The organism is Streptomyces sp. NPDC101227 (genome assembly GCF_044767545.1).
In the GTDB taxonomy this organism is placed as follows: Bacteria; Actinomycetota; Actinomycetes; order Streptomycetales; family Streptomycetaceae; genus Streptomyces.
Genome location: NZ_JBIWOD010000002.1, coordinates 644,293 through 669,202, shown reverse-complemented (window position 1 = coordinate 669,202; position 24,910 = coordinate 644,293). Strand labels below are relative to the sequence as shown.

At 71.0% G+C, this 24,910-nt stretch carries 21 protein-coding genes; 9 read left to right on the top strand and 12 right to left on the bottom strand.

The features are described 5' to 3' along the window. Positions 1-345 precede the first annotated feature (345 nt). Complete coding sequence (locus ACIRPT_RS06675; protein ID WP_403823229.1) at positions 346-540, bottom strand: hypothetical protein; 195 nt, start codon at positions 538-540, stop codon at positions 346-348. 462 nt (positions 541-1,002) lie between these two features. Next, a complete protein-coding gene (locus ACIRPT_RS06670; RefSeq protein WP_403823226.1) occupies positions 1,003-1,608 on the bottom strand; it encodes a TetR/AcrR family transcriptional regulator in 606 nt (201 codons plus the stop codon). Between the two features lie 268 nt (positions 1,609-1,876). Between ACIRPT_RS06670 and ACIRPT_RS06665 the strand changes: the two genes are divergently transcribed. After that, entirely contained in the window at positions 1,877-3,046 is a 1,170-nt protein-coding gene (locus ACIRPT_RS06665) for an FAD-dependent oxidoreductase (RefSeq protein ID WP_403823223.1), read from the top strand. Positions 3,047-3,216: 170 nt separating this feature from the next. Here the strand turns inward: ACIRPT_RS06665 and katG are convergent, their stop codons facing one another. The 4 genes from katG to ACIRPT_RS06645 form a co-directional block, all read right to left on the bottom strand. After that, positions 3,217-5,406: a catalase/peroxidase HPI gene (katG, locus tag ACIRPT_RS06660; RefSeq protein ID WP_403823220.1), complete on the bottom strand. Its 2,190-nt coding sequence runs from the start codon at positions 5,404-5,406 to the stop codon at positions 3,217-3,219. 641 nt (positions 5,407-6,047) lie between these two features. Continuing rightward, entirely contained in the window at positions 6,048-7,199 is a 1,152-nt protein-coding gene (locus tag ACIRPT_RS06655) for a methyltransferase domain-containing protein (protein WP_403823217.1), read from the bottom strand. A 297-nt stretch (positions 7,200-7,496) separates the two neighbouring features. Then, the gene (locus tag ACIRPT_RS06650; RefSeq protein WP_403823214.1) at positions 7,497-8,624 is read right to left on the bottom strand and encodes an NADH:flavin oxidoreductase; all 1,128 of its coding nucleotides are present in this window, start codon (positions 8,622-8,624) and stop codon (positions 7,497-7,499) included. Between the two features lie 96 nt (positions 8,625-8,720). Then, positions 8,721-10,781 carry an MFS transporter gene (locus ACIRPT_RS06645; protein ID WP_403823211.1) on the bottom strand — a complete coding sequence of 687 codons (2,061 nt, stop codon included), beginning with the start codon at positions 10,779-10,781 and terminating at the stop codon, positions 8,721-8,723. A gap of 262 nt (positions 10,782-11,043) precedes the next feature. Between ACIRPT_RS06645 and ACIRPT_RS06640 the strand changes: the two genes are divergently transcribed. Further along, positions 11,044-11,517 (top strand): MarR family winged helix-turn-helix transcriptional regulator, encoded by a 474-nt coding sequence (locus ACIRPT_RS06640; RefSeq protein WP_403823208.1) that lies wholly within the window; start codon positions 11,044-11,046, stop codon positions 11,515-11,517. Positions 11,518-11,567: 50 nt separating this feature from the next. Here ACIRPT_RS06640 and ACIRPT_RS06635 read toward each other — a convergent pair whose 3' ends face one another. From ACIRPT_RS06635 to ACIRPT_RS06620, 4 genes are all read right to left on the bottom strand, one after another. Next, complete coding sequence (locus tag ACIRPT_RS06635; protein WP_403823204.1) at positions 11,568-12,116, bottom strand: FABP family protein; 549 nt, start codon at positions 12,114-12,116, stop codon at positions 11,568-11,570. 161 nt (positions 12,117-12,277) lie between these two features. Further along, positions 12,278-13,315: a D-alanine--D-alanine ligase gene (locus ACIRPT_RS06630; RefSeq protein ID WP_403823201.1), complete on the bottom strand. Its 1,038-nt coding sequence runs from the start codon at positions 13,313-13,315 to the stop codon at positions 12,278-12,280. A gap of 109 nt (positions 13,316-13,424) precedes the next feature. Beyond that, positions 13,425-13,856, bottom strand: coding sequence for a GNAT family N-acetyltransferase (locus tag ACIRPT_RS06625; protein ID WP_403823198.1), 432 nt, complete (start codon positions 13,854-13,856; stop codon positions 13,425-13,427). A gap of 109 nt (positions 13,857-13,965) precedes the next feature. Continuing rightward, a complete protein-coding gene (locus ACIRPT_RS06620) occupies positions 13,966-15,102 on the bottom strand; it encodes a substrate-binding domain-containing protein (protein WP_403823195.1) in 1,137 nt (378 codons plus the stop codon). A 502-nt stretch (positions 15,103-15,604) separates the two neighbouring features. Between ACIRPT_RS06620 and ACIRPT_RS06615 the strand changes: the two genes are divergently transcribed. From ACIRPT_RS06615 to ACIRPT_RS06600, 4 genes are read left to right on the top strand one after another with little or no spacing between them, the layout of a single operon-like run. Further along, the gene (locus tag ACIRPT_RS06615) at positions 15,605-17,998 is read left to right on the top strand and encodes an ATP-binding protein (RefSeq protein WP_403823192.1); all 2,394 of its coding nucleotides are present in this window, start codon (positions 15,605-15,607) and stop codon (positions 17,996-17,998) included. Continuing rightward, complete coding sequence (locus tag ACIRPT_RS06610) at positions 17,979-18,455, top strand: roadblock/LC7 domain-containing protein (protein ID WP_403502857.1); 477 nt, start codon at positions 17,979-17,981, stop codon at positions 18,453-18,455. The genes ACIRPT_RS06615 and ACIRPT_RS06610 overlap by 20 nt, the downstream gene beginning before the upstream one ends. Positions 18,456-18,502: 47 nt before the next feature. After that, positions 18,503-18,973, top strand: a complete 471-nt coding sequence (locus ACIRPT_RS06605) for a DUF742 domain-containing protein (protein WP_403823189.1) — start codon at positions 18,503-18,505, stop codon at positions 18,971-18,973. After that, complete coding sequence (locus ACIRPT_RS06600) at positions 18,921-19,535, top strand: GTP-binding protein (protein WP_403823186.1); 615 nt, start codon at positions 18,921-18,923, stop codon at positions 19,533-19,535. The genes ACIRPT_RS06605 and ACIRPT_RS06600 overlap by 53 nt, the downstream gene beginning before the upstream one ends. Positions 19,536-19,566: 31 nt before the next feature. On the opposite strand, the gene ACIRPT_RS06595 is transcribed toward ACIRPT_RS06600, so the two are convergent. Next, a complete protein-coding gene (locus tag ACIRPT_RS06595; protein WP_403823183.1) occupies positions 19,567-20,553 on the bottom strand; it encodes an MsnO8 family LLM class oxidoreductase in 987 nt (328 codons plus the stop codon). A gap of 139 nt (positions 20,554-20,692) precedes the next feature. Here ACIRPT_RS06595 and ACIRPT_RS06590 point away from each other — a divergent pair, with 139 nt between their 5' ends. Beyond that, positions 20,693-21,613: an SMI1/KNR4 family protein gene (locus ACIRPT_RS06590; RefSeq protein ID WP_403823180.1), complete on the top strand. Its 921-nt coding sequence runs from the start codon at positions 20,693-20,695 to the stop codon at positions 21,611-21,613. 59 nt (positions 21,614-21,672) lie between these two features. On the opposite strand, the gene ACIRPT_RS06585 is transcribed toward ACIRPT_RS06590, so the two are convergent. Beyond that, positions 21,673-22,644 (bottom strand): helix-turn-helix transcriptional regulator, encoded by a 972-nt coding sequence (locus tag ACIRPT_RS06585; protein WP_403823178.1) that lies wholly within the window; start codon positions 22,642-22,644, stop codon positions 21,673-21,675. A gap of 92 nt (positions 22,645-22,736) precedes the next feature. On the opposite strand from ACIRPT_RS06585, the gene ACIRPT_RS06580 reads away from it, so the two are divergent. Continuing rightward, positions 22,737-23,456 carry an NADPH-dependent F420 reductase gene (locus tag ACIRPT_RS06580; RefSeq protein ID WP_403823175.1) on the top strand — a complete coding sequence of 240 codons (720 nt, stop codon included), beginning with the start codon at positions 22,737-22,739 and terminating at the stop codon, positions 23,454-23,456. A gap of 198 nt (positions 23,457-23,654) precedes the next feature. Continuing rightward, a complete protein-coding gene (locus ACIRPT_RS06575; protein WP_403823172.1) occupies positions 23,655-24,878 on the top strand; it encodes a winged helix DNA-binding domain-containing protein in 1,224 nt (407 codons plus the stop codon). Positions 24,879-24,910: the final 32 nt, after the last annotated feature.

The following is a 24,910-nucleotide window of genomic DNA, read 5'->3' as shown; positions in this document are numbered from 1 at the left end:
GGTATTGGGCGGGGCAACCAGAAACGCCGCATGCACGTCGGACGCACACCGACCCGCCGCCAGAACGGTACGCGGCCCTGTGATGCGCAGCAGACAGCCGAGCGAACTGCACGGATGAGGTGGGTGCCCGGCAGCCGGCCGGGCGCTCACCCTCGTCGGTCAGTTCACGTGCTGCTCGTGGTGGACGACTGCAGCACGGGTTCCCGCTCCCGTGGGCGGGCTGAATCTTGCCGTCGGCGTCCATAAAGATCGCGTATCCGTCAGGATACTGACGCTTGCCCTTCGTCACCGCATGAAGCGACCCCAACACCTCGCGGGTGCTGGGGTCTTCATCGGCCCGTGCTTCTAGTGGTTCTCGATCCACCAGACGATGAGGCCGATTCCGCCGGCTCCGATTCCGTAGGCGATGCCGCGGAGGAGGCTGGTCGCGGCGACGTTGCGACGTCGTTTGACCCACCGGGCCATGCGCTTCCGCCGGGTGGTCTTGACCATTTTCGGCCCGGTGGTTCCGGTGGTGGTGAGGTTGCCCTTATCCTGCATGACGGCTCCAGTCATCGGCTCTGATGGCGCGGGGCAGCGAGGGGAGCCCTTCCGACGTGGCCTAGGAACCTGGTCGGACCTGACGGGCTCCCCTCTTTACGAGGTGGGCAGGCTGCGGTGGCACGGGCCGGGAGCCCGACGCCTTTCCGTCCATCTCGTGAATCCCCATGTTGCCGCGCTGAGGGACCGCAACGTTTGTGCGGTTCGCGCCCATGTAGTGCAGGCGAATTTGTTGTGTATCAACAAAGCGCACCGTCAAATGTGTTGTGGATGTTGCCAGTTGAGATGCGGGGCAGCATCGGCCTAGCGCCCGAAGGGCAGTTCCGGGCCGGCGGAGCACAGCCCGGCAGTCCCCTTCCGTTCGTCTTGTGAAGTCCGGAAGCCGATCGACGGCCAGGTCTCTTCGCGTGCCGAACGCCGGGGCGGGAGGCTTCGCGTACGCGATGCGGCATCCCGCCGCGGTCACCCGTCCTGACCGGTGTGGCCTCCCTGACGCGCCAGAGGGGTGGTGGCCCAGCCGTGTTCCAGCAGGGCGAACAGTTCGCGCAGGGTGCGGGCCGGGTCAGCGCTCGCGCGGGCGATGCCGGGCGCTTCCATGGCGAAGCGCGCCAGGCCGGTGACGGCCAGGTCGTCCGGGGCCAGCCCGGTGGCATCGGCGAGGGTGGCGGCCAGCGCCTTCTCGTGGCGCGACCACATGCGCCGGGCGAAATCCCGTAGCGCGGGAGTGGATTCCACGAGGACGAAAGTGGGGTCGTCGGTCCGCACGGCGGTACGGGTGCCCACGAGGTGGTCGCGCAGGGCGTGCAGCGCGGACTGCCCGGGGGCTCGGTCGCGAACGGCGGCGACCAGGGCGCTCTCCACGTCCGCGTCCAGATCGAAGACGAGGGCTTCCTTGCTGGGGAAGTGCTTGAAGAGCGTGCTCAGCGAGACATCGGCCGCCTCCGCCACCTCGCGCACACCGACGCTGTCGAAGCCGCGCTCGGTGAACAGCCGCACCGCGGCATCCGCCAGAGCCTTCCTGGTCTGGGCCTTCTTGCGCTCGCGGCGCCCTGTCGTCGTATCGGCCATGGCCCCACCTTACCCCCGTGAGGCGATTCGCTCGCAAAGGCGATCGACTAGAAAGTCGAATCAATTGCACTTTTGGAGCTGCTGTGTTTTCGTGGAGGAGTCAGCCCGGTCGGCGCACGGCGCGACCGCGTTCCACCCCTGGATCCGACCGGCGTGGGGCATCGCGTTCCGGTGCGTCGGCACCGCGTCAGCCCCCCACCCCTCCCCCGGAAACAAAGCACCACAAGGCACCCGCATCTCGTCATCCTTGGAACGGAGCATGACCCTGATGTCCACCACCCCACGCATCGCGATCGTCGGTGCCGGCCTCGGCGGCCTCGTCTGCGCGCGCGTCCTGCAGCGGCACGGCGTGCCGGTCACCGTCTTCGAGCGTGAGTCCGACCCCGACTCCCGCTCACAGGGCGGCACCCTCGACATCCACCACGAAACCGGCCAGGTCGCCCTGCGCGCGGCCGGGCTCTTCGACGAGTTCCTCGCCCTGTCCCGGCCCGACGGCCAGGAGTGGCGCCTGTATGACCGTCACGCGACCCTGATACGCCACGATCAGGCCGCCGAGGACGATCTGAGCAGGCCCGAGATCGACCGCGGCCTGTTGCGCGCCCTCCTGCTGGATTCCCTCGCCCCCGGCACGGTCCGCTGGAGCCACTCCGTACAGTCCGTCATCCCGCTGCCCCACGGCACCGCCCGCCTGCAGCACCACGACCGCACCGCCGAGGACTTCGACCTGGTCATCGGCGCCGACGGCGCCTGGTCCCGGGTACGCCCCGCGCTCTCCGACGCCCAACCCTCGTACGCCGGCGTCACGATGGTGGAAGCCCACTTCGATGACGTCGACCACCGTCACCCCGGCATCGCCCAGCTGGTCGGCGCCGGCACCATGTCGGCCAAGGCGGGCCGCCGCAGCCTGGTGATGCAGCGCAACAGCAACGGACACGTGCGCGCCTACCTCACCTTCCGCGGCCCCCGGGACTGGCACGCCGGCCTCGACCTCGCCGACACCGAGGCCGTACGCGCCCGCCTCCTCGCCCAGTACGAGGGCTGGGACGAGAGCTTGCTGGACATCCTGCGCGACACCGAGGGAGGTTTCATCAACCGGCCCATGTTCGTCCTCCCCGTTCCCCACACGTGGCGGCGCGTGCCCGGCATCACGCTCCTCGGCGACGCCGCCCACCTGATGCCGCCCGTCGGCGTCGGCGCCAATCTCGCCCTGCTCGACGGCGCCGAACTCGCCCAGGCCGTCATCGGCCACCCCACCGTCGACGAGGCCCTCGACGCCTATGAAGGCGTCATGCTGGCCCGCGCCCTCGACAACGCGAAGACCGCCCAGCACCTGCTCGCCACCCTCATGCCCGACACCGACTCCGACGACGCCCTCTTCCCCGACGCCGCCTGGCCGGCCGGCCCCCTCCCCGACCCGGGCCCCGCGCACACCACCTGAGCCCGGCTCACGGCGCGCCCGCGGGACTGCGCCCCGCGCCCGTCCAAGGACAGCCCACCGGGTGATGCGCGCAGCGGCCATGGACGTGCGAGCTCACCGTTCGTCACCGCCCTGACCCGATCCCGGACATGTCCCGGTCGGCCACACATCGGCCGACCGGGACATCGGGATCAGGCGAGGTCGAACCGGTCGAGGTTCATCACCTTGTCCCACGCTGCCACGAAGTCACGCACGAACTTCTCTTCCGCGTCCTCGGACGCGTAGACCTCCGAGACGGCGCGGAGCTGGGAGTGCGAACCGAAGATGAGGTCGACGGCGGTGGCCGTCCACTTGGCCTCACCCGTGGCACGATCCCGGCCTTCGAAGACGTTTTCGGCCGAGGTCGACGCCTTCCACTCCGTGCCCATGTCGAGCAGGTTGATGAAGAAGTCGTTGGTCAAGGCCTCCGGCCGGTGCGTGAAGACGCCGTGCGGGGAGCCCTGGAAACCGGTGTTCAGGGCCCGCATGCCGCCGATCAGGACCGTCATCTCCGGGCCGGTCAGCGTCAACAGGTTGGCGCGGTCCAGCAGGAGAGTCTCCGGCGACAGCTTCTCGCCCGCCCGGAGGTAGTTGCGGAAGCCGTCCGCCCTGGGTTCGAGCACGGCGAACGACTCCACGTCGGTCTGCTCCTGCGTGGCGTCCGTGCGCCCCGGTGCGAACGGGACGGTGAGGGCGTGCCCGGCATTCTTCGCGGCTTGTTCGACGGCCGCGCACCCGCCCAAGACGATCAGGTCGGCGAGCGAAACCTTCTTTCCGCCGGTCGCCGAGCCGTTGAAGTCCTGCTGGATCCGCTCGAGGGCGCCCAGCGCCTCGGCCACCTCGGGCAGGTCGTTGATCTCCCAGTCCTTCTGCGGCGCGAGCCGGATCCGCGCACCGTTGGCCCCGCCGCGCTTGTCGGTGCCGCGGAAGCTCGCCGCCGACGCCCAAGCGGTGGTGACCAGCTGGGAGACGGACGGCCCCGAGGAGAGGATCCTGCCCTTGAGGGCGGCGATGTCCGCGTCCCCGATCAGCTCGTGATCGACAGCGGGGACGGGGTCCTGCCACAGCTGCGGCTCGGCAATCCACGGGCCGAGGTAACGCGAGACGGGTCCCATGTCGCGGTGCAGCAGCTTGTACCACGCCTTGGCGAACGCCACCGCGAGCTTGTCCGGGTTCTCGTGGAAGCTCTTCGTGATCGGCGCGTAGATCGGATCCATCTTCAGCGCGAGGTCCGTCGTCAGCATCATGGGAGCGTGGCTCTTCGACGGGTCATGCGCATCGGGCACCGTGCCCTTGGCCGACGCGTCCTTGGGGGTCCACTGCTTCGCGCCGGCGGGGCTTGTGGTCAGTTCCCAGTCGTACCGGTAGAGGTTGTCGAGGTAGCCGTGATCCCACTTCGTCGGCTCGGCGGTCCATGCGCCCTCCAGCCCACTGGTGAGCGCGTCGCCGCCCTTGCCGCTGCCGCACGTGTTCCGCCAGCCGAGGCCTTGCTGCTCGATGGGGCCGGCCTCGGGCTCCGGGCCGATGTACGCGGGGTCGACCGCACCATGACACTTGCCGAACGTGTGGCCGCCGACGATGAGCGCAACCGTCTCCTCGTCGTTCATCGCCATACGCCCGAACGTCTCGCGGATGTCCCTGGCGGCGGCCATCGGGTCCGGGTTGCCGTTGGGCCCCTCCGGATTGACGTAGATGAGTCCCATCTGTACGGCGCCGAAAGGCCCGGTCAGTTCCCGGTCGCCGGTGTAGCGCTCGTCGCCGAGCCAGGTGTCCTCGGGCCCCCAGAAGATTTCCTCGGGTTCCCAGATGTCCTCTCGTCCGAAGCCGAACCCGAACGTCTTGAACCCCATCGACTCCATGGCGCAGTTGCCGGCGAAGACCAGAAGGTCGGCCCAGGAGATCTTCCGGCCGTACTTCTGCTTGACCGGCCAGAGCAGCCGGCGCGCCTTGTCGAGGCTCGCGTTGTCCGGCCAGCTGTTGAGGGGGGCGAAGCGCTGAGCGCCGGCGCCACCGCCGCCCCGGCCGTCGGCGATGCGGTACGTTCCCGCGGCATGCCAGCTCATCCGGATGAAGAGCGGCCCGTAGTGACCGTAGTCGGCAGGCCACCAGTCCTGCGACGTCGTCATCACCTCGAAGACGTCCCGCTTCAGCGCGTCGACGTCGAGGGTCGCGAACTCTTCCGCGTAGGTGAAGTCCTCGTCCATCGGATTGGACCGGGACGAGTGCTGGTGAAGAATCTGAAGGTCCAGCTGATTCGGCCACCAGTCCCGGTTCGTCCTGGGCTGAGTCGGCGTGGGGGCCGGGGAGGAGATTGCTGGGTTCTCGCTTTCGCTGCCGGACACGTCCGTCCTTCTTCCTGTCTCGGTGTTTCCGTCTGCTGGCTGCTTGCTGTTGACGTTGGTTTGCCTTGCTGGTGTCGAGCACCGCGACCCGCGCTCGTAGCGCGCCTTGGCGCCCGCCGGCTGGAAACGCCTGACCAGACCCGCGGCAGTCAACGCGGGCCAGCGGCCGGCGAGAACCTTCCCTCATGCACGACGCCGATCAACGAGCCTGGGTCGGCGTCCGTATGGTCGCGCACCGCGGACCGCACCGCTACGAGAACACGCAGAGCATCCCCGCGTAAGAAGACTCAAAGCCCCAAAAACGACGCGGTCACCCTTCGGTGCCACCGTCTGCGGCGCGCACGGCCTCGGTCGGCGCGCCGAACCGTCCCCGTGGTTGCGCGCGTGGTCCGCGGCACGGGCCGCTTCCTCGTGATCGCCCTGGCCACGCTGGAGTTCGGCTTTACGGTGCGGTCCGTGTCGGGGCTGGGCTTCTTCGGCTCCGGGGCGGAGCCGCCCGCACCGCACCACGTCGGCTGTTGGATGCAGTCCCGGGGCGGCTCCGTTTCGGTGACGGGTCCGGGATGGCGCCCCAACAGGTCCGGGTCCGGGATGGCGCTGTGGCAGATGCGGTACCGGGTCCGGGTCCGGTCCGCGGATCGTCAGCCGCGTGGAACGGCGCGGGCCAGGAAGTGGCCGGAAGCGTCCTCGTACTCGTCCAGGTGCCAGCCCGTGGTTTCCAGGGCGGGGCACAGATTGTTCTCGGCGAGGAGGTCATCGGGGTTGAGGGGGCGGCCGTGGCGGGCGGCGCGTTCGGCGCGGCCGGAGGGGTGGAAGAGCAGGAGGACGCCGTTGGGGGCGGTGACGCGGGCCCATTCCCGGAGGGCGGCGTACGGGTCGGCGAGGTGGTCGAGGAGGCCCGCCGAGAAGATGCCGTGCACGGATGCGCGGGGCAGGGGGAGCCGGGTGCAGTCGGCGGCCAGCAGATGGCCGTGGCGGGTGCGGCCGTGCCGGGCGGCGGCCGTCAGCATGGCCGGGGTGATGTCGCAGCCGAGTACCTGGCCCGCGGGACCGACTTGCGTCCGGAGCGCGGGCATCACCCGTCCGGTGCCGCAGCCGAGATCCACCGCCAGCCCGCCGGGCGTCAGCCGCATGCGTGCGACCGCGGCCTCGTAGACCGGGGTCTGGTAGGCGAACCGCTCCTCCCAGGCGTCGGCCCGGCGGGTGAAGAAGGCCCGGGTGGCGGTGTGCTCGGCGCGGGCGGCGACGAGCGCCGCGAACCGGCCCAGGAGTTCCTCTTCCAAGGGGCCGAGGGCAGGCCCGCTCGGCGACTCCCCTGCCTCGGTGCCCTCCTGCGGCAGGAACCGTACGCCCCATGCGCTGGCGCCGATACGGAACGCCTGCTCCGGATGCCCGTCGCAGGAGGTCGGCCCGTCCGCGACGGCGGGCAGTTCGAGGGGGTCGGCGGCCCTCTGCGTACGGAGAGACGGCCGGGCGGCGCCGGAGTTCGCGGCTGCGCCCGCGCATTCCGCCAGCAATCGCGTGCCGTCGCCCAGGGCCAGCACGGGCACTTCGGCGGCGAGGGCGTCCCGTACGAGAGCCGGGTCGGGGGTGGCTGCAGGTAGGGCACCGTCCGGTGGGGCGGAGCAAGGGCTGCCCAGGATGATCAGGCCATCGACCCCGCTGAGGTCGGCGGGCGCCTCCTCGCCGTCCGGGAGCCGGACCGTTCGAGTCGCCAGTCCCGCCGAGGCGAGCACCTCGCGTACGAGGGGCGGAGTCTCCGCAGAAGGGTCCTGCACGACGACGACCGCCATTCCCTGACTCCTCACATTCGAGTCTGCCCGGCCATTTCAGCTGGCATCTACGCAAGGGTGCGCCCAGGAGGTGCGCATATGCCAGACCGTCTCCGTCTGTGGGATGCCGTCGTGCGGCGACGCGAGCTTCCCAGCGGGCCCGCGATCGGCGTGGTCGGAGCCCGCGGCGACGGCCTGACCCGGAACGGCAGGAGGGCACCGGTAGGAACCGGTGCCCTCCGTCATACGAGGCCGCTACGTCCGCCATCGACGGACGCGTGGTCGACGGACGACCCGTCGACGGGCGAACGCGTACGCCTAGCTCAGGGTCTTCAGCGCCGCCGCGTCGTACGGCTTCAGCTCGTCGTACCGGTCCCCCAGGATCTTCGCCGCCCACTGCGGGTCCTGGAGCAGGGCGCGGCCGACGGCGACCATGTCGAACTCGTCGCGCTCCAGGCGGTCGAGGAGGTTGTCGATGCTGCCGACCTCGGCGCCCTCGCCCGCGAACGCGCGGATGAAGTCGCCGTCGAGGCCGACCGAGCCGACGGTGATGGTGGGCCGGCCGGTGAGCTTCTTGGTCCAGCCCGCCAGGTTCAGGTCCGAGCCCTCGAACTCCGGGAGCCAGTAGCGGCGGGTGGAGGCGTGGAAGGCATCGACGCCGGCCGCGGCGAGCGGGGCCAGGATCGCGTCCAGCTCCTCCGGGGTTTCGGCGAGCCTGGCGTCGTAGGCCTCCTGCTTCCACTGCGAGTAGCGGAAGATCACCGGGAAGTCGGGCGAGACGGTCGCGCGGACCGCGGCCACTATCTCGGCCGCGAACTTCGTCCGGGCCACGGCGTCGCCGCCGTAGGCGTCGGTACGGCGGTTCGTCCCGGCCCACAGGAACTGGTCGAGGAGGTAGCCGTGGGCGCCGTGCAGCTCGACGCCGTCGAAGCCGATGCGCTCGGCGGCCGCGGCGGCCTCGGCGAACGCGCCGATGACGTCGCCCAGATCGCCCCGGGTCATCGCCTTGCCGGTGCCCTCGGTGCCGTCGACGCGGATGCCGGAGGGGCCGACGGCGGGAGCGTCGGCGAAGGGCGGCTCGCCCTGCTTGCGCACCATGCCGATGTGCCACAGCTGGGGCACGATCGTGCCGCCCGCCGCGTGCACGTCCTCGGCGACCTTCGCCCACCCCGCCAGCTGCTCCTCACCGTGGAACCGCGGCACGCGGTCGCTCTGCCCCGCCGACGCGTGGCCGACGTAGGTCCCCTCGGTGACGATCAGGCCCACGCCCGCGGCGGCACGACGGGCGTAGTACGACCGCACGTCCTCACCGGGGACGCCGCCCGGGGAGAACATCCGCGTCATCGGCGCCATCGCGATGCGGTTGGGGACGGTCAGGCCGTTCAGCGCGACGGGCCTGGACAGGATCTCGGCCGCGCGGGAGGCGGAAGATGTGGTGACGGTCATGACGGTTCTCCTTGTGGTTACCGGACGGTAGGTGTGCGGGGGGGTGTGAGTGACGAGTGGTGAGTGGTGGATGACGGTCGTGGCGGACGCCGTCGCCTACTGCGCCGGGGGGTGCGCCAGCTCCATGTCGAAGCCGTCCTTGCCGTGGCTCTCGACGCCCAGCGCGGAGGCGACGGGCGGATAGCCGCTGGCGATGAGCGAGTACTCGCCCGCGGCCAGGTCGGTGAAGGTGTAGGTGCCGTCGCCGTCCGTGAGGGTGGAGCGCACCACGTTCCCGGCGGCGTCCACCAGCGTCAGCCGGGCATCGGGCAGCGGACGGCCGCCGTCCCCGGCGCGTACGGTGCCCCGCACCTGCACGCCCGCCGCTTCCGTGGGACGGGGAAGCCGGACGCCGTACTCGACCGGGGTGGCCGCCGCCGTCACCGTGGCGGCCTGGGGCTGATGACCGTCGGCGGCCGCGATCAGGACGTACGGGCCGGAGGCCGGGGCGTCCAGCGCGTACCGGCCGTCGGAATGGGAGACCGCGCGGCCCACCTGTCGCCCGTCCGGCGAGATGAGGGTGAGGGCGACACCGCCCAGGACCGCGCCGTCTGCGTCCCGCACCAGGCCGTGGAACCCGGCACCGGACGGGAGGGCCCCGACCGGGACGACATCGACGGGGGCGGCCGCGGCCGGCACCTCGGGCTCCGACTCCGTCACCAGGTCCTCAACGGGCAGTTTCACAGCCTGAGTTGACGGACTCGACGAACGCATCCCGCGCCCGGGCAGGAACGCGGCGATCACCAGCGCCACCACGCATGCCGCGCACGCGATGATGAACGAGGTGCGGAATCCGTCCATGGACGGCAGCGGCACCCCGCCCAGCGGCTGGGTCATATGGGAGAGCACAACACCGAGGACCGCGCTGGCGGTTGAGGTGCCGATGGACCGCATGAGGGTGTTGAGGCCGTTGGCCGCGGCCGTCTCCGAGGGCGGTACCGCGCCCATGATCAGGGCGGGCATGGCCGCGTAGGCCAGGGCTATGCCGCCGCCGATGATGGCGGAGACGATCAGTGTCTGCCAGACCGCGTGCACCAAGCCGAGCGCCGACGCATAGCCGATGGCGATGACGACGCTGCCGAGCATCAGGGAGACCTTGGGGCCGCGAGCCGCCGAGATCTTGGCGGAGACCGGGCTGAGGAGGATCATCACCACGCCGCCGGGCACCACGCACAGCCCCGCGACCACCATGGACTGCCCGAGCCCGTACCCGGTGGCCTTGGGCAGCTGAAGGAGCTGTGGGAGCACCAGCGACATCGCGTACATCGCGAAGCCGACGGCGATCGCGGCCAGGTTGGTCAGCAGCACCTGGCGGCGGGCGGTGGTCCGCAGGTCGACCAGCGGCTGCTTCATGCGCAGCTCGACGGCGCCCCAGGCGAGAAGGATCACCACCGAGGCGGCGAACATTCCGAGCGTGGTGCCGCTCCCCCAGCCCCAGTCACTGCCCTTGGAGATCCCGAGCAGCAGACAGACCAGACCCGCGGAGAGCCCGACCGCCCCGATCACGTCGAAGCGCCCCGGTGCGCGGAGTGGCGACTCCGGTACGAACAGCACGACGAGCAGCAGCGCGACCGCGGCCAGCCCGGCCGACCCCATGAACAGCACGTGCCAGTCGGCGTGCTCGGCCACGAAGGCCGCGGCCGGCATGCCCAGCGCGCTGCCGACGCCCAGCGAGGAGCTCATCAGCGCCATGGCCGAGCCCATCCGTTCGGCGGGCACCTCGTCGCGCATGATGCTGATGCCGAGCGGGATCACTCCCATCGCCCCGCCCTGCAGGCTGCGGCCGATCACCATGGGCACCAGATCCGAGGTGAACGCGCAGATCAGCGAGCCGGCTATGAGCAGCGCAAGGCTGAGTGCCAGGATCCGCCGCTTCCCGAACATGTCGCCGAGCCGCCCCATGACGGGGGTGGCGACCGCTCCGGCGAGCAGGGTTGCGGTGATCACCCAGGACGCGTTGGAGGTCGTGGTGTCCAGCAGCCGTGGCAGCTCGACGACGAGCGGCACCACGAGGGTCTGCATCACGGCGACGACGATGCCCGCGAACGCGAGGACCGCGACGATCGGGCCTCCGGTGCGCGACCGCGCGTGGGTGGCCGGGGAATGGGGGGATGACACGCCTACCGCCTAGAGGATCAGGCTCGGGCTCGATTCAGGCCCGGGGCCGCGGGGTACGGCCTGGGGCCGACAGGGAGAGGATACGCACGATGTGCATGATGCATATCGTGTGCACGGTGCACACCGTACACCATGATGTGTATCATGCACATTGCTTGGCGGAGTGGGAAACCCGCACCGTCCCGGGATGCGAGACGGCTTCGGGAAGACTCCGGGAAGCGTTCGGGAAGGCTCCGGAATGTGCCGGGAAGGAGCGGGAGGCATGGTGCTGGAGAGACTGGAGCGGGAGCTGATGCTGCTCTCGCGGCACCAGGTCATGGCTCGCCGCGAACGGGACGCCGAGTGCCTGGAACGTTCGGCCTATCTGCTGCTCAGCCGGATCGACGCCCAAGGCCCCATGTCCATCGGGCAGTTGGCCGAGGCATTCGGGCTCGACACCTCGACCGTGAACCGCCAGACGGCGGCACTGCTGCGCTGCGGCCTGGCCGAACGCGTCGCGGACCCGGAAGGCGGTATGGCCCGCAAGCTGCGGATCACCGAGGAGGGCGGGCGCAGACTCGCCGCCGACCGCGAAGTCAACCGCTCGTGCCTGGCCCGGGTGGTCGCTCACTGGTCAGCGGACGAGGTACAGGAGCTGGAGGACGTCCTGGTCCGGCTCAACCGCAGCGCCGAGGCGCTGGAGGGACGGCACTGGCCGCGCACGGAGGACGACGCGCGCGAGCGCGAGGCGCAGTAACACCGGTGCCGTCGGGGCGTGCCGGCGCACCGGCCCCCATCGGACAGACCCTAGCTTCCGCCCTCGCGTCGAAGCCGCGCCCCGAGATGGTGCTGCAGCGGCTGACCCACCGCCGCGAGGTCGTGGACGAAGTCGAGCGTGTTCTCGTCGGTCAGGGTGTAGCGGCGGCGGGTGGCGTTGACCTCCTTGGCGGCGGGAGTGAGAGCCACCTGATGCGTGGTGAGGTCGACCGAGCCGTCGGCCGCACGGCCGACCGAGATCTCCGCGATGCCGGTGGGCTGGGTGATCAGCGCCTCCACGTGCCCATCGGACTGCAGCCGCCACCAGCCGCTCTCCCGCGCAGCCGGCCGCAGCGGGGCGCCGTCCGCGTCGATCAGCCAGGCGCGGGCCTCGTAACGGAGGAAGGGGCGCCCATCGTGGCTGAAGGTGACCTCTTGCCCGTACGCGAACTCCTCGGGAAGCGTCGGATACTCGCCGCGGCCCCGGCCGACCCAGGTCCCCAGGAACCCGAGCAGCGGTGCGAGCAGGGCGTGCGGCGCAGGCGCTTCGTCCGGTCCGAGGGCATCGGGATACGGGTGCTTCGGGGTGGGGTCGATCATGGTGCACGCTCCTGGGTCGAGGCCGGTGGCGGATGCCGGATGCCGGATGCCGGATGCCGGATGCCGGATGCCGGATGGAAGCCTAGGGCGTGGGTTCGCCGGTGCCGGGCAGCGGAGGGTGCGCTGAGGGATTTCCGCACCCACGCTTCGGGGGTCCACGCTCAGCGGGTCGCGAGGTCCACGATGCGCTGGATGAGGTCGGAGTAGGTCCAGCCGGCCCCGGTCGCCGCGAGCGGTACCAGGCTCGTCGTCGTCAGGCCCGGGAGCGCGTTCAGCTCGAGACACATCGGCTCGCCACTGCCGTCGCAGCGGAAGTCGGTGCGCGAGTAAGCGTCACCGCCGAACCCCAGGGCCTGGTGCGCGCGCAGAGACAACTCCTGTAGCCGGGACGCGAATTCGGCCGGGATACGCGCCGGACACACTTCGTCGACCGCCCCCGCCTGGTACTTGGCCGTGTAGTCGAACAACGGCGTCGTCAGCTCGATCTCCACCACAGGGAGCACCCGATCGCCGACCACCGTCACGGTGAACTCCCGCCCCGAAAGGAACGGCTCCACAAGGAAATCGGCATCCCTGGCATGCGCCTCTTCCGCAACACATGCCAGCTGCGACAGCGAGTCGACCCGGCAGACCGACACGCTCGAACCGTCCGCAACGGGCTTGGCCACCACCGGTCCCGCCGCCACCAGCCGCCGCACATCCTGCGGTATGTCACCCGCCCCGGGCCGCCACAGCGCCCGTTCGGTCACCGGCAGACCCGCCGCACCCAGCACCGCCTGCGCCCGCCCCTTGTGCCACGCCGCCGCACATGCCGCGCTGCCCGCGCCGGTGAACCGTACGCCTGCCATCTCCAGCAGTGCCTGCACATGCCCGTCCTCTCCCCAGCCACCGTGCAGCGCCACGAACACCAACTCCGCGCCGCGCAGCAGCTCCAGAACCGGACCGCCGGTCAGGGCGGCGTGCATGCGCCACCGCAACTGAGGCCGGTCCGAGAGCGACGGCGGCTCCTTCCCCACCGCGAACCCGTCGACCGCATCGCCTGGTTGCAGCGGCCCGGCAAGCACCGGCACCGTAGCGGCCGGGTCGACCAGCACCGCCTCGTGCCCCCGCTCGAGCAACGCCCGGGCCACCGACCACCCCGAGGCCAGCGAGACATCCCGCTCCGGGCTCTCTCCACCGCACAAAATCACCACACGCATACGGGATCCCGCCGCCCTTCTCTGCCTGTCACGCGCCCGCACCGCCGGATCCAACCTGTCGGCCGGGCACGTTTCGTAACGGTTGGTCAGCTCTGTCGTCGCGCCGATTTCATTGCGCCGGACTCAAGATCATCAAGTTCTCGGGGGTCGGGAAGCGCACGAAGCCGGCCTTCGCGTAGACCTCATGAGCATCGAGGGTGGAGAGCAGAATGCGCTTGAGCCCGTAGGGCGCGAGGTGGTCGCGCACGGCTCCGGCCATCCAGGTTCCGAGGCCTTTGCCGCGGTGCGCACGGGCGACGTAGACGTCACACAGCCAGGCGAAGGTTGCCCGGTCGGTGACGACACGCGCGTAGGCGACCTGAGCGCCGGAGGCGTCATGGACGGCGAAGTTGAGGGAGCCGCGCACCGATCGCTCGACCGTTTCCCGGCTGCGGCCCCGCGCCCAGAACGCATCGGTCGAGAGCCAGTGGTGCACCAGGCCGACGTCGAGACGGTCCGGGTCCGTGGAGAGCTCATAGCCGCCTTCCCTGCTTGTGATCATGCAAAGGCAGCCTAGCGGCGGCAGTTGGATTTTCCAAGCGTCAACTTGGGAAAGCCAAGCAATCGCTCGCGCAATGCGACAACTCCATCCCGCGGCGCGGGGGTGCCCGTCAGTCGCCCCAGATCTTGCGGTAGGCCTGGCGGTAGCCCTCGGAGTCCCAGGACAGTGCGCCTCCGCTGTTGGCGGCGGTGGCGATATGGACGGGGGCGACGTACCCGCTGTCCGGGGCGCCGGCGAAGGCGCGGTTGAACTCGTCGACGATCCCCCAGCCCTGTTCGGAGAGGGGCTCGGGCACGGTGGCGGCCTGGAACTCCTTGCCGTTGACGCGCTCGAAGGCGGACGGGTCGCCGTCACCGGCACCGATGTTGAACGGGGTGCCGGCGCCGTCCTTGCCCGCGGCGCGCAGGGCGGGGGCGGCGTGGCGGAAGTACAGGTCATTGATGGCGGCGGAATAGGTCCACTTGCCGCCGAAACGGGACAGCAGGGAGCGGACCTCACCGAGAGAACGGCGGCCGGCCTGGGGAATCGGGATGTTGCTGTAGCTCAGCAGCTCGGTGCCCGAGCAGGTGGCGAGTTCCTTCTTGATCAGGTCGGACTTGTGCTTCGCGAAGGGTATCGAGGCGTCGGTGAACAGGACGACGCCCGCGCGGCCGTTGGACCGGGCGATGATCCAGTCGGCGCTGATCTTCGCGACGTCCTCGACCCGGGAGGTGATGTTGCTGAAGAGGTGCGGATCTTCGCTGGGACCCGGAGCCGCGGTGGCGTGCCAGCCGATCAGCGAAATTCCCGCCTTGTCGGCCTTCTTGGCTTCCGCCGCGGCGATCCCGGGGTCGAAGCCGCTGATGACGATGCCGTCCGGCTTGAGCCTGATGGCCTGCTGGAAGGCGGCCCGGATGCCGGCGGGCGTGCCCTGACCGTTGAGGGTGCGGGCGTGCCATCCGACGATCTTGGCGGCTTCCTGCACCCCTTGGGCGACTCCGGCGACTCCGGGATTCGTCAGGGTCTGTGCGATGTAGACGATGGTCTTGCCGTGGACGGCCTTGGGTCCGGTGGTGGGGCCCTTCCAGGGAGCGTTGACCTCCTCGGCCTTCTTCACGGCTCGCTTGGCTCTGGCGAGGACGGTGGGGCATCCGGGCTTGGCGGAGCCCTTGGGGGATGCGGTGGCGCCGGCGCCGGAATCGCAGCCGGCGGTGGCCATGACCAGGAGTGCGGCGGCTGTCGCGACCGCCTTGCGGGTGGGGTGCACGGGTCTCCTCGCAGGGCGAGATGAGGATACGGGTTGGGGTGGGGGGAGACAGGTTACGGGTGACGACGTTCCGCGGGGCATCCGCCTTCGGGAAGTTCGTCGCACGCGGCCGGGCCGTCGGCCGGCATGGCACACCGCGGCGGGATAACGCACCAAAAGCGATAAAGAGGTGAATAGCGCTTGGGTATTGATCGTTGTGTGTTCCATGCGCGTGCACAAGCGGTAATGTTCGCGGCCGGTTGGGCATGTGGCGCAATCTTTTCGCTCTCCTGGGGCGCAAACTTCGCATGCGTCGCGCTCCCCCGCCGTCGGCGGTCGGCAACAACAACACCTAGGTCACCGCTCAGGAGCACGTCGTAAGGAGGCCTGGGTGTCTGTGGACACAGTGGACCCGCCACATGAACCGGACCCTTCCCGGCGGTCACCGTTGAGGCCGCGGTTCCGTCAGCAGGCGGGCGCTCTCCTGGACCGATGGCCGTTCCGGCGGAAGCTCAACGTTCTGGTGATCGCGCCCATCGCGGTCGTCGGCGTGCTGCTGGGCTTCGGCGTCAACACCCAGATGGACAAGGCCCTGGACGCCGACCGGACCGCGGAGCTGGTGCGCGACAGCGAGCAGGTCACGCGGCTGATCAATGACGTCCAGGCCGAACACCGGCAGGCGCTGCTGCTGTCCGTGGAGCAGGAGTCGGCCAGGCCCGGCGTCGCCCTGCCCTCCACCGCCGCTTACCGTCGCACGCAGCAGGAGACCGACGATCAGGTCTCCGCCGTGCAGTCCGCGTTCGGACCGGGCCTGCCGAAGAAGGAAGCGCAGGCCCTCGAGTACATCCGGGGCCTTGCCGTGCTGCGCGACAAGGTCGAACGGGGCTCGGTTCCGGCCGCCGGCATCGACCCCGCGTACGCCGCCGCGGTCGGCTACCTGATCGACGGCATCGGCCTCGACCGCTTCGTCGGCACGTCGTCGTCCTCGGTCACCAACCTCCTCGACACGGTGCTGCGCGCCGACGCCGCCCACGCCGCCTTCGAGAGCGGGGTGTTCTCCGCCCAGACCCGCGATGCCAACGCGCTCACCGAGTACACCCGCGCGGTCGGTGCCCACAAGCTCTACGAGGAGCAGACGGAACGTTTCGGCCGGATCGCCGACCGGGACCAGGTCCTACGCCTGGGCGGGATCGACCGGGATGCCGAGGAGAACGGCATCGAGGCCCAGTTCGCGGAGCTCCAGATCGATCCGGGCTCCTTGCAGGGCCAGACCCCGCAGCAGCTGCGCAAGGCGATCGCCGCCGGAACCCGGCAGGCCGAGGCCCGGCTCGCCATCACCCGGTCGCTGATCCAGCAGATCGCCGAGCGGGCCGAAGGCCTCTCGCGCAACTCCCTGCACAACGCGCTGACGATGCTCGGCCTCGCCGTGCTCGGTTTCGCCCTGTGGCTGGCCTTCTCCGTCCTGGTCCGGCGCTCGGTCGTACGTCCCCTGGCGGCCCTGACCGGCGCCGCCCAGCAGGTGGTCGACGTGGCCGGCGGGGAACTGGCCAAGGTCGAGGACGACGAGTCGGCGGACGGCGCCCCGCTCCAGCCGCGGCCGATCCCCGTTCCGGTCCGCGACGAGATCGGCCACCTGGCCGAGGCGTTCAACCAGGTGCAGGTCACCGCCGCGGCGCTGCTGGAACGACAGGTGCTCAGCCGCCGCAACGTCGCCGAGATGTTCGGCAACGTCGGACGCCGGGTCAGCAACCTCACCTCGCGCCAGCTCCTGCTGATCGACGCCGTGGAACGCGAGGAGACCGACCCCGACGTCCTGGAGCGGATGTACCGCATCGACCACATCGCCGTACGCCTCCAGCGCAACGCCGACAGCCTGATGCTGCTCGCCGGAATCCGGGACCCCGAGGTGGAGGCCCGGCCGACCGCCCTGGTCAATGTCATACGGGCCGGGCTCGGCCAGATCGAGGGATACCAGCGGGTGTCCCTGCGGTCCGAGACCGAGGTCACCGTCGCGCCGGACATCGTCGACGATCTGACGCTGATGCTCGCCGAACTGCTGGAGAACGCCGTCTCGTTCTCCCCGTCCGACACCCCCGTCGAGGTGGTCGTCCGGCCCGGCACCGACGTCACCTCGGACGGCGGTGCCCTGATCGAGGTCATCGACCACGGCCTGGGCATGAGCGCGGAACGCCTCGCCGAGGAGAACTCCCGGCTGATCCGCCGCGAACGGCTCGACCTCGTACCGACCAAGGTGCTCGGCCTGTTCGTGGTCGGCAACCTCGCCCGGCGCTCGGGCATTCGGGTCACCCTCAGCCGTACGCCGGGCGGCGGGGTCACCGGCTCCGTCTGGCTCCCCTCCGCGCTGCTGCTCGCCGTGAGCCCCGCCGCCACGCCGCTCCCGGCAGCGGGCCTGACGGAGGCCGTGGCCGTGGCCGAGCCCGACGCCGAGGTCGAGTCCGACACCGCTGCCGCGTCCCCGCACCCGGCGACGCCCGCACCCGAACCCGCGTCGGCCTCCGCCACTCCCCTGCCGGTGCGGGCCCCCGCCGCCGCACCCGAACGGCGGCCGGCCGTCCCCTCGCCGCGCGGCGGGCTCCCCCGGCGCCTCCCGCAGCACACGGACGCGGAGCAGTCCGCCCCCGCCGTCGAGCCGCAGCCGGCACCGGCGCCGTCCGGCCGGCCGCTGCGACGCCGGGTACGGGGCGCGACGCTCGAGATGACCACGCCCACGGCCGGCCGGGAGGCCCAGGCCGAGCACCGGCCCGTCGACGCCGACGCGGTCCGTTCGGAACTCGACGAATTCGAGGCCGCCGTACGCAGGGCGGAGCAGGAGAGTGCTCCCGCCCCCACCGATCCAGAGCCCTCGCATCACCAGCAACCCCGGAAGGAGTCGGGCAGTGACCACGCCGACAGGTAAGAGCAGTTCCGAGCGGGCGGAAGCCGCTGATCTGACAGCCGCCGCGGCCGACTTCACCTGGCTGCTCGACCGGTTCGCCACCCAGACCGCCGGCGTCGTCGACGCCATCGCGGTGTCCTCCGACGGCCTGCTGATCGCCGTTTCCCAACTGCGCGAGCAGGCCGACTCCGAGCGGCTCGCGGCGATCGTGTCGGGCGTGACGAGTCTGGCCGCCGGTGCGTCGGGCAACTACGGCCTCGGCGGCCTCAACAAGGTCATCATCGACCTGGAGGGCGGCCATGTGCTGGTGTCGGCCATCGGCTGCGGTGCCGTCCTCGGCGTGGTGACCTCGAAGGAGGCGAAGCTCGGCAACATCGCCTACGAGATGACCCTCTTCGCCAACCGGGCCGGCAGCGCGCTCACCCCCCAGCTGGTGCTGGAGCTCAAGAACAACGCCGGCGCCGCACCGGCCCGCTGACCCGTCCCACACCGCGGAGGCAGGGTGCAGGCATCGAGAAGAGGATCATGACGGCCGCCGGTGAACCAGGACCGAACGAGGGTGGGCGAGGAACCGAGGGCTCGGGGGAGGGCGGCGCCCGGGGTCCGTCGGAGCCGGTCGGCCGCGCTCCCGCGATCCGGCCCTTCCTGCTGACCGCCGGCCGGGTGGCGGGGGGCGGCGCCGGCCCGCCGCTCCCGGTCGAGACCCAGATCGTGGCGACCACGTCCGGGCTCTCCGCCCTGGGTTCGCTCGCCTTCGAACGACACGACCTCGTTGCCGCCTGCCGACGGCCGCAGTCGGTGGCGGAACTGGCCGCGCGGCTGGGCCTCCACCTCAACGTGGTCCGGGTGCTGGCGGAGGACCTGTGCACCGCCGGGCACCTGGCGGTCCACGTCCCGAACACCGGGACAACCCGCGACATCTCCGTACTGCGAAGGGTTATCGATGGTCTCCGTGCCGTCCCCGACTCACGGGACACACTCCGTGACAGCGGTTGAACAGCCGCCGCTGCCGGTCAAGTTGGTCATCGCCGGCGGCTTCGGCGTCGGCAAGACCACGGCCGTGGGCGCGATCTCCGAGATCCGGCCACTGACCACCGAGGCCGCCATCACCGAGGTCGCGGCGGGCGTGGACGATCTTTCCCACACCCCCGGCAAGACCACCACCACGGTCGCCATGGACTTCGGCTGCCTCACCATCGATCCGACGCTGAAGCTCTACCTGTTCGGCACGCCGGGCCAGGACCGGTTCGGGTTCATGTGGGACGACGTGGTCGAGGGCGCCCTCGGCGGTCTGGTCATCGTGGACACCCGCCGCCTGGACGACTGTTACGCCGCAGTGGACTACTTCGAGCACAAGGGCATCCCGTTCGCCGTCGCCGTCAACGCGTTCGACGGCGCGATCCACCACGACCTCGACGAGGTGCGGTGGGCGCTGGACGTCTCCGACCACGTACCGCTGCTCGTCTTCGACGCGCGCGATACGGGCTCGGTCCGGGATGCCCTGCTGGTCGTGCTCGAAGTCGCCCTGTCCCGCGCGGAAAGCACCGCAGCGGACTGACTCCCGGTCCCCGCCCCTTCCGGCGTGGTCCCTACAGTGCTGTCGTGGCCCCGGCGTACTTCTTGATGAGTTCGTAGGAGCGAATGCGGTCGCGGAGGTCGTAGACCGGTGTGGTCAGCATCAGTTCGTCCGCTCCGGTCTCATCGGCCAGTTGCGCAAGCCGGCGTACGACGGTCTCCGGTGTCCCGACGGCTTGCTGGGCACGGAAGGCGGCCAGCGCCCGTCGCTCCTCGGCGGTGAAGGGGTGGGCGGCCGCGTCCTCGGGCGTCGGGAAGGGGATCTCGCTGAGGCCTTTGAGAAGCCCGGCCTTGATGACGTCCATCGGTCCGATGCGCCACGCGGCTTGCTCCTCCGTCTCGGCACACACCGCCTCCACACACACCAGCACCCGTGGTCGCTCGCACCAGCGGGACGGGGTGAACGCCGCCCGGTAACGCTCCAGCGCCGCCAGGGTGTTCTCCGGCCGGATGTGGTGGGCGACGGCGATCGGCAGGCCGAGGCTTGCGGCGAGAGCGGCACCTGCGGTGCTGGAGACCAGCAGCCACGGTTCGGGCAGCGGATCGAGTGCGACTTCATCGACCAGAAAGGACAGGATCGCGGCCACGTCACCGTGGTACTCCGCGTCCGTCGTAGGTCCGGCTCCGCGGCGCAGCGCCCGCGCGGTGCCCTCGTCGAAGGTGCCGGGGCCACGGCCGATACCCAGGTCGATGCGGCCCTGGTGCAGGGCGGCCAGCGTTCCGAACTGCTCCGCCAGCGTGATGGGTGCGTGGTTGGGCGCCAGCACGCCGCCCGAACCGAGACGGATGGCCGCGGTCGAGGCGGCGGAGTGCGCGGTCAGCACGACCGGCGGGAACGCGCCGATGGCGGGCGAGTGATGGTGCTCGGCGTACCAGATCCTGTGGTAGCCCAGCCGTTCCAGTCCCTGCGCGAAGGCGGCGGTCTCGCGCAGGGTCTCCACGGGTCGGGTGCCCGTTTGGACCATCGCCACTTCCAGCGCCGAAAGCGCTATATCGATCATGTCGTCAGCATAGGGATCAAGCGTTGGGTGAGGGTGTGGTGATCTCCCTTTTCGGAGTCCACCGGACGCGTGACGAGGATGAGCACGCCGAAGGGGCGGGCCGGGCCCGGTGTCCGAGGCACATGTTTGACTCGCGGCCATGGACGAACAGCAACTGCTCGCGGCCATCCATTCCCTGGCCTCGCCGGACACGCGGGAGCTGGCGTGCGGAGAGTCAGGGCACCGGGCGGGGCACATATGCCTGGTGGCTCCAGGTGGAGCCGACCTGCCGACGCTCCTCGATGAGTTGGGCAACTGGCACGGAGAGCCGCGCACTCTCGTCACGGGCGGGCACGTCGCACCGGCGGTGACCGAACGGACCGGGCTGCCGCTCCTCGCCCCGTGGGGCGACGGACTCGTCGAGATGCGCGCATGGGCATTCGGCGGCCGGTGGATCGGCTGCGGATCGGTACGGACCGGCGACGGCGTACGCCCCGTGGTACTCATCGCCGAGCGGGCCGCGCCGTCGCTGGAGGAGCTGTCGGAGGACGCTTCCTGGGTGGACCGGGTCGTGGCAGTCACGGGATGGGAGGCGGACCGGAGGCATCCGATCGACTGGGCAGCGGCCGAGGCCCGGCTGGGGACCGCACTGCCCCGCGACTACAAGCGGCTGGCCGAGCTGTTCGGACGCGGTGCCTTCGATGGCTACCTCGACGTCCATCTGCCCGACGGCTCACGCTCCGACCTCGTACGTCACGCCGAGCGCCTTGCCGAGTGGGCCGCGGCGCACGGCAACGGATTGTGGGAGCCCCACCGGCTGTACCCGGCCCCGGGCGGGCTGCTGCAGTGGGCGAGCAGCGAGCAGGCCGACGGGTTCTACTGGCTCACCGAAGGTCCCGACCCCGACAAGTGGCCCATCCTCGCGTCCGAGGACGACTGCACCACCTACCGGTTCGCGGGCTCGACGGCGGAGTTCGTCTACCGCCTGCTCACCGACCCGCAGCAGCCCTTCTCAACGGCCCGTTACTTCAGCGCCCACTGGTTCCAGAGCTACGGAAGCCCGGAGCCGGCGGACGACTGAGCGGCCGGCGGCCTTTCTCCGTGCCGTCTTCTCGCGGCTGCGGGGGCGGTCGGGGCCGGTCAGGGGTGCCGGTCGTTTGCGGCGCGCAGGGTGCGGTGGGCGGTGCTGCGGAGGTGGTCGAGGACGTCGGGGTCGGCGTCGAGGGTGTAGTCGGCGTCGAGGCAGGCGAGGGTCTGGGCGATGCGGGGCAGGGAGTCGTCGGAGGCGTCGACGGTGCAGGTGTGGTCGTCGGTGGGGCGGAGGCGGGTGGCCAGGCCTCGGGTGCGGGCGCGGATGTAGTCGGCGGGGGCGTGGACGGTGGCGACGGCGCGGTAGCGGGTGGGGGCGGCCGAGATCCGTTGGGCGACGAAGGCCGCGGGGTCGTCGCCGGGTACGGGGCGGGATGGGACGCGTCGTCCGGTGGGTGTGGGGTCGGTGATGCGGTCGAGGCGGAAGAGGCGCCAGTCGTCCCTGTCGGTGTCGTGGGCAAGGAGGTACCACAGGTCGCCGGAGGCGACCAGGTGACAGGGCTCGGCCCGGCGTGCGGCGGTGGCGCCGTGGCGGGTGGTGTAGCCGAAGGTGAGGATTTCGTGGTCGCGGCAGGCGACGGCGAGGGTGGCCAGGAGGGCGGGGTCGGCGCGCGGCCCCCGGGCCTCCCAGGTGATGCCGGCGAGGGAGGTCTGGAGGGCGGTGACCTGGCCCCGCAGGCGGCGGGGAAGGACCTGTTCGAGCTTGGCCAGGGCCCGTAGGGCGGTCTCTTCGATGCCGGCCAGGCCGCCGGCGGCGGTGCGCAGCGCGACGGCGATGGCGACGGCCTCATCGTCGTCGAGGAGGAGGGGCGGCAGGTCGGTGCCGGGGGCCAGGCGGTAGCCGCCGGCGTGGCCGCGGGCGCTGTCGACGGGGTAGCCGAGTTCGCGGAGCCGGTCGATGTCGCGGCGGACGGTGCGGACGGTCACCGCGAGCCGTTCGGCCAGGTCCGCGCCGGACCATTCCCGCCGGGTCTGCAGCAGGGACAGCAGCCGCAGCATCCGGGCGGTCATGTCGCTCGTCATGGAATCCACTATGCCCGTCTTAAAGGACACCTCCTGTCCTGAAGTGCTTCTAGGGTGGACCCGTCCGAACGGATCAAATCGGGAGGTTCCCCATGAAAATCGCTGTTCTCGGTACGGGTGGCGGCGGCCGCGCGCACGCCGCCAAGCTCCTCGACCTCGGCCACGAGGTGCACGTCGGCACCCGCGATCCGCAGGCCACGCTGGCCCGCACCGAGCCGGATGTGATGGGCACGCCGCCCTTCGGCCAGTGGCTCGCCGACCACTCCGGCGCCCAGCTGCACACCTTCGGCGAGGCCGCGGCCGCCGCCGACGAGCTCGTCATCAACGGCATCGACGGCCACAACGCCGTCGCCGCCCTCTCCGCCATCGCGAACCAGCTCGCCGGCAAGACGCTCATCGACTACGCCGTGCCCTACATCTACAACCCCCAGGTCGAGCACCCCTGGCCGACCCCGTGGGGGATCATGCCGAAGCTCGACCCGTGCGACACCGACAGCCTCGGCGAGCGGATCCAGCGCGCGCTTCCCCGGACCAAGGTCGTCAAGTCCTTCGTGACCCAGGAGCAGGAGACCGTCGTCAACCCCCGGGCCGTCGGGGACGGCGACCACACCATGTTCGTCGCCGGCGAACACCACGATGCCAAGCAGCAGGCCACCGAGCTGCTGAAGTCCTACGGCTGGACCGACATCCTCGACGTCGGCCCGCTGGTGTGCGCCCGCGGCATGGAGATGTACGCGCATCTGCACTCCGCCATCGGGTTCGGCCTGGGCCAGCAGTTCGGCGGCCATTTCGGCATCAAGGTCGTGCGCTGAACCGGCGACGACCGCCCTGGAGACACGGCCCGTCCGGCCGTAGGTACGGCCCGGACGGGCCGGGATCAACGGCATCGCCCCGCATCATCCACGGCATCCACGGCATCGGGGCAGACGCCCGCGGGCCGGCCCCTCCGCATCCACCGCGCCCACCGACGCCGATACCGACACTGACACCGGCACGCCCGAAAGGCCCGCATGACCGCCCTGCCCCGCATCACCGCAGCCCAGCGCCGTACCCGCCTCGTGCGGCGGCACCTCCTGGCGCCCTCCGTCCGCGCCAAGGCGCCGGAGGCGGTGGCCGACGCCCTGGTCGGCCTGCACGCCACCGACCCCGCGACCGTCTTCCTCACGGCCGCCGCCCGGATGCACGCACCCACCTTCAACGCCATCGACGCGGCCCTCTACGACACCCCCGCCGGCACACCGTCCGATGTCCCCGTGCTGGCGCGCATACGGTGCATGCGCCGGACCATGTTCGTCGTCCCCGCCCACCTCGCGCCGACGGTTCACGCAGCGACCGCCGCGGCGCACACCGACCGTCATCGCCCCCACGCCCTGACACAACTGCACGACGCCCTCGGCTGGACCGAGCACCGTTACGCGACCGCCGAGCAGGCCGTCCTCGAGGTGCTGGCGGCGCGCGGCGCAGCCACGGCCGCCGAACTGGCCGACGCCATCCCCGACCTGCGCGAGGGGATCGTCACCTTCCCCGGCAAGCCGTACCAGTCGCGTCAGCGCGCCAGTACGCCGGTCCTGGGCGTGCTCGCCGCCGAAGGCCGCATCCGGCGCACCCGCCCGGCCGGCTCGTGGACCTCCGCCCAGTTTCGCTGGGCGCCGGCCCGGCCGCTGCCGCGGATGGCCGCCGCCGAGGCGAAGACCGAGCTGGCCCGCCGCTACGTGGCGGCCTTCGGGCCGGTCACCGCGGACGACCTCAAATGGTGGACCGGCTGGACCGTCACCGACACCCGCAAGGCGCTCGCCGCCACGGGAGCCCAGGCCGTCGAACTCGACGAAGGCACCGGCTACCTGCTCCCCGAACACCTCGACATCACCACCGAAGACACCCCGGAACCGGCCGCCGCCCTCCTGCCCGGCCTCGACCCCACGGCCATGGGCTGGCGCCACCGCGACTGGTACCTCGACCCCGACCACACCAAGGCCCTCTTCGACCGCAACGGCAACATCGGCCCCACCATCTGGTGGAACGGCCGCATCGTCGGCGCATGGGCCCAGCAGCCCCAGGGACATATCAACCACCACCTCCTCACCGACCCCGGCAGCCAAGCCCGCACCGCCATCGCCGACGAAATCGGCCGCCTGACAACCTTCCTCACCGACACCCGTGTCACCCCCTGCTACCGCACCCCGCTCGAACGCCGCCTCTCGGCCGCGCCGTCCACCACACGCACCGCAAACTGACCGCCCGGCAGCCCTCGGAGGAGCGGCGAGGT

Excerpts from the sequence above, each read along its gene's own strand:
- ACIRPT_RS06650 (WP_403823214.1), bottom strand. The coding sequence starts at position 8,624 with ATGACCGTCACCACATCTTCCGCCTCCCGCGCGGCCGAGATCCTGTCC.
- ACIRPT_RS06575 (WP_403823172.1), top strand. The coding sequence starts at position 23,655 with ATGACCGCCCTGCCCCGCATCACCGCAGCCCAGCGCCGTACCCGCCTC.
- ACIRPT_RS06585 (WP_403823178.1), bottom strand. The coding sequence starts at position 22,644 with ATGACGAGCGACATGACCGCCCGGATGCTGCGGCTGCTGTCCCTGCTG.
- ACIRPT_RS06625 (WP_403823198.1), bottom strand. The coding sequence starts at position 13,856 with ATGATCACAAGCAGGGAAGGCGGCTATGAGCTCTCCACGGACCCGGAC.
- ACIRPT_RS06655 (WP_403823217.1), bottom strand. The coding sequence starts at position 7,199 with ATGGCGGTCGTCGTCGTGCAGGACCCTTCTGCGGAGACTCCGCCCCTC.
- ACIRPT_RS06595 (WP_403823183.1), bottom strand. The coding sequence starts at position 20,553 with ATGATCGATATAGCGCTTTCGGCGCTGGAAGTGGCGATGGTCCAAACG.
- ACIRPT_RS06665 (WP_403823223.1), top strand. The coding sequence starts at position 1,877 with ATGTCCACCACCCCACGCATCGCGATCGTCGGTGCCGGCCTCGGCGGC.
- ACIRPT_RS06630 (WP_403823201.1), bottom strand. The coding sequence starts at position 13,315 with ATGCGTGTGGTGATTTTGTGCGGTGGAGAGAGCCCGGAGCGGGATGTC.
- ACIRPT_RS06640 (WP_403823208.1), top strand. The coding sequence starts at position 11,044 with ATGGTGCTGGAGAGACTGGAGCGGGAGCTGATGCTGCTCTCGCGGCAC.
- ACIRPT_RS06670 (WP_403823226.1), bottom strand. The coding sequence starts at position 1,608 with ATGGCCGATACGACGACAGGGCGCCGCGAGCGCAAGAAGGCCCAGACC.
- ACIRPT_RS06580 (WP_403823175.1), top strand. The coding sequence starts at position 22,737 with ATGAAAATCGCTGTTCTCGGTACGGGTGGCGGCGGCCGCGCGCACGCC.
- ACIRPT_RS06600 (WP_403823186.1), top strand. The coding sequence starts at position 18,921 with ATGGTCTCCGTGCCGTCCCCGACTCACGGGACACACTCCGTGACAGCG.
- ACIRPT_RS06635 (WP_403823204.1), bottom strand. The coding sequence starts at position 12,116 with ATGATCGACCCCACCCCGAAGCACCCGTATCCCGATGCCCTCGGACCG.
- ACIRPT_RS06590 (WP_403823180.1), top strand. The coding sequence starts at position 20,693 with ATGGACGAACAGCAACTGCTCGCGGCCATCCATTCCCTGGCCTCGCCG.
- ACIRPT_RS06605 (WP_403823189.1), top strand. The coding sequence starts at position 18,503 with ATGACGGCCGCCGGTGAACCAGGACCGAACGAGGGTGGGCGAGGAACC.
- ACIRPT_RS06675 (WP_403823229.1), bottom strand. The coding sequence starts at position 540 with ATGCAGGATAAGGGCAACCTCACCACCACCGGAACCACCGGGCCGAAA.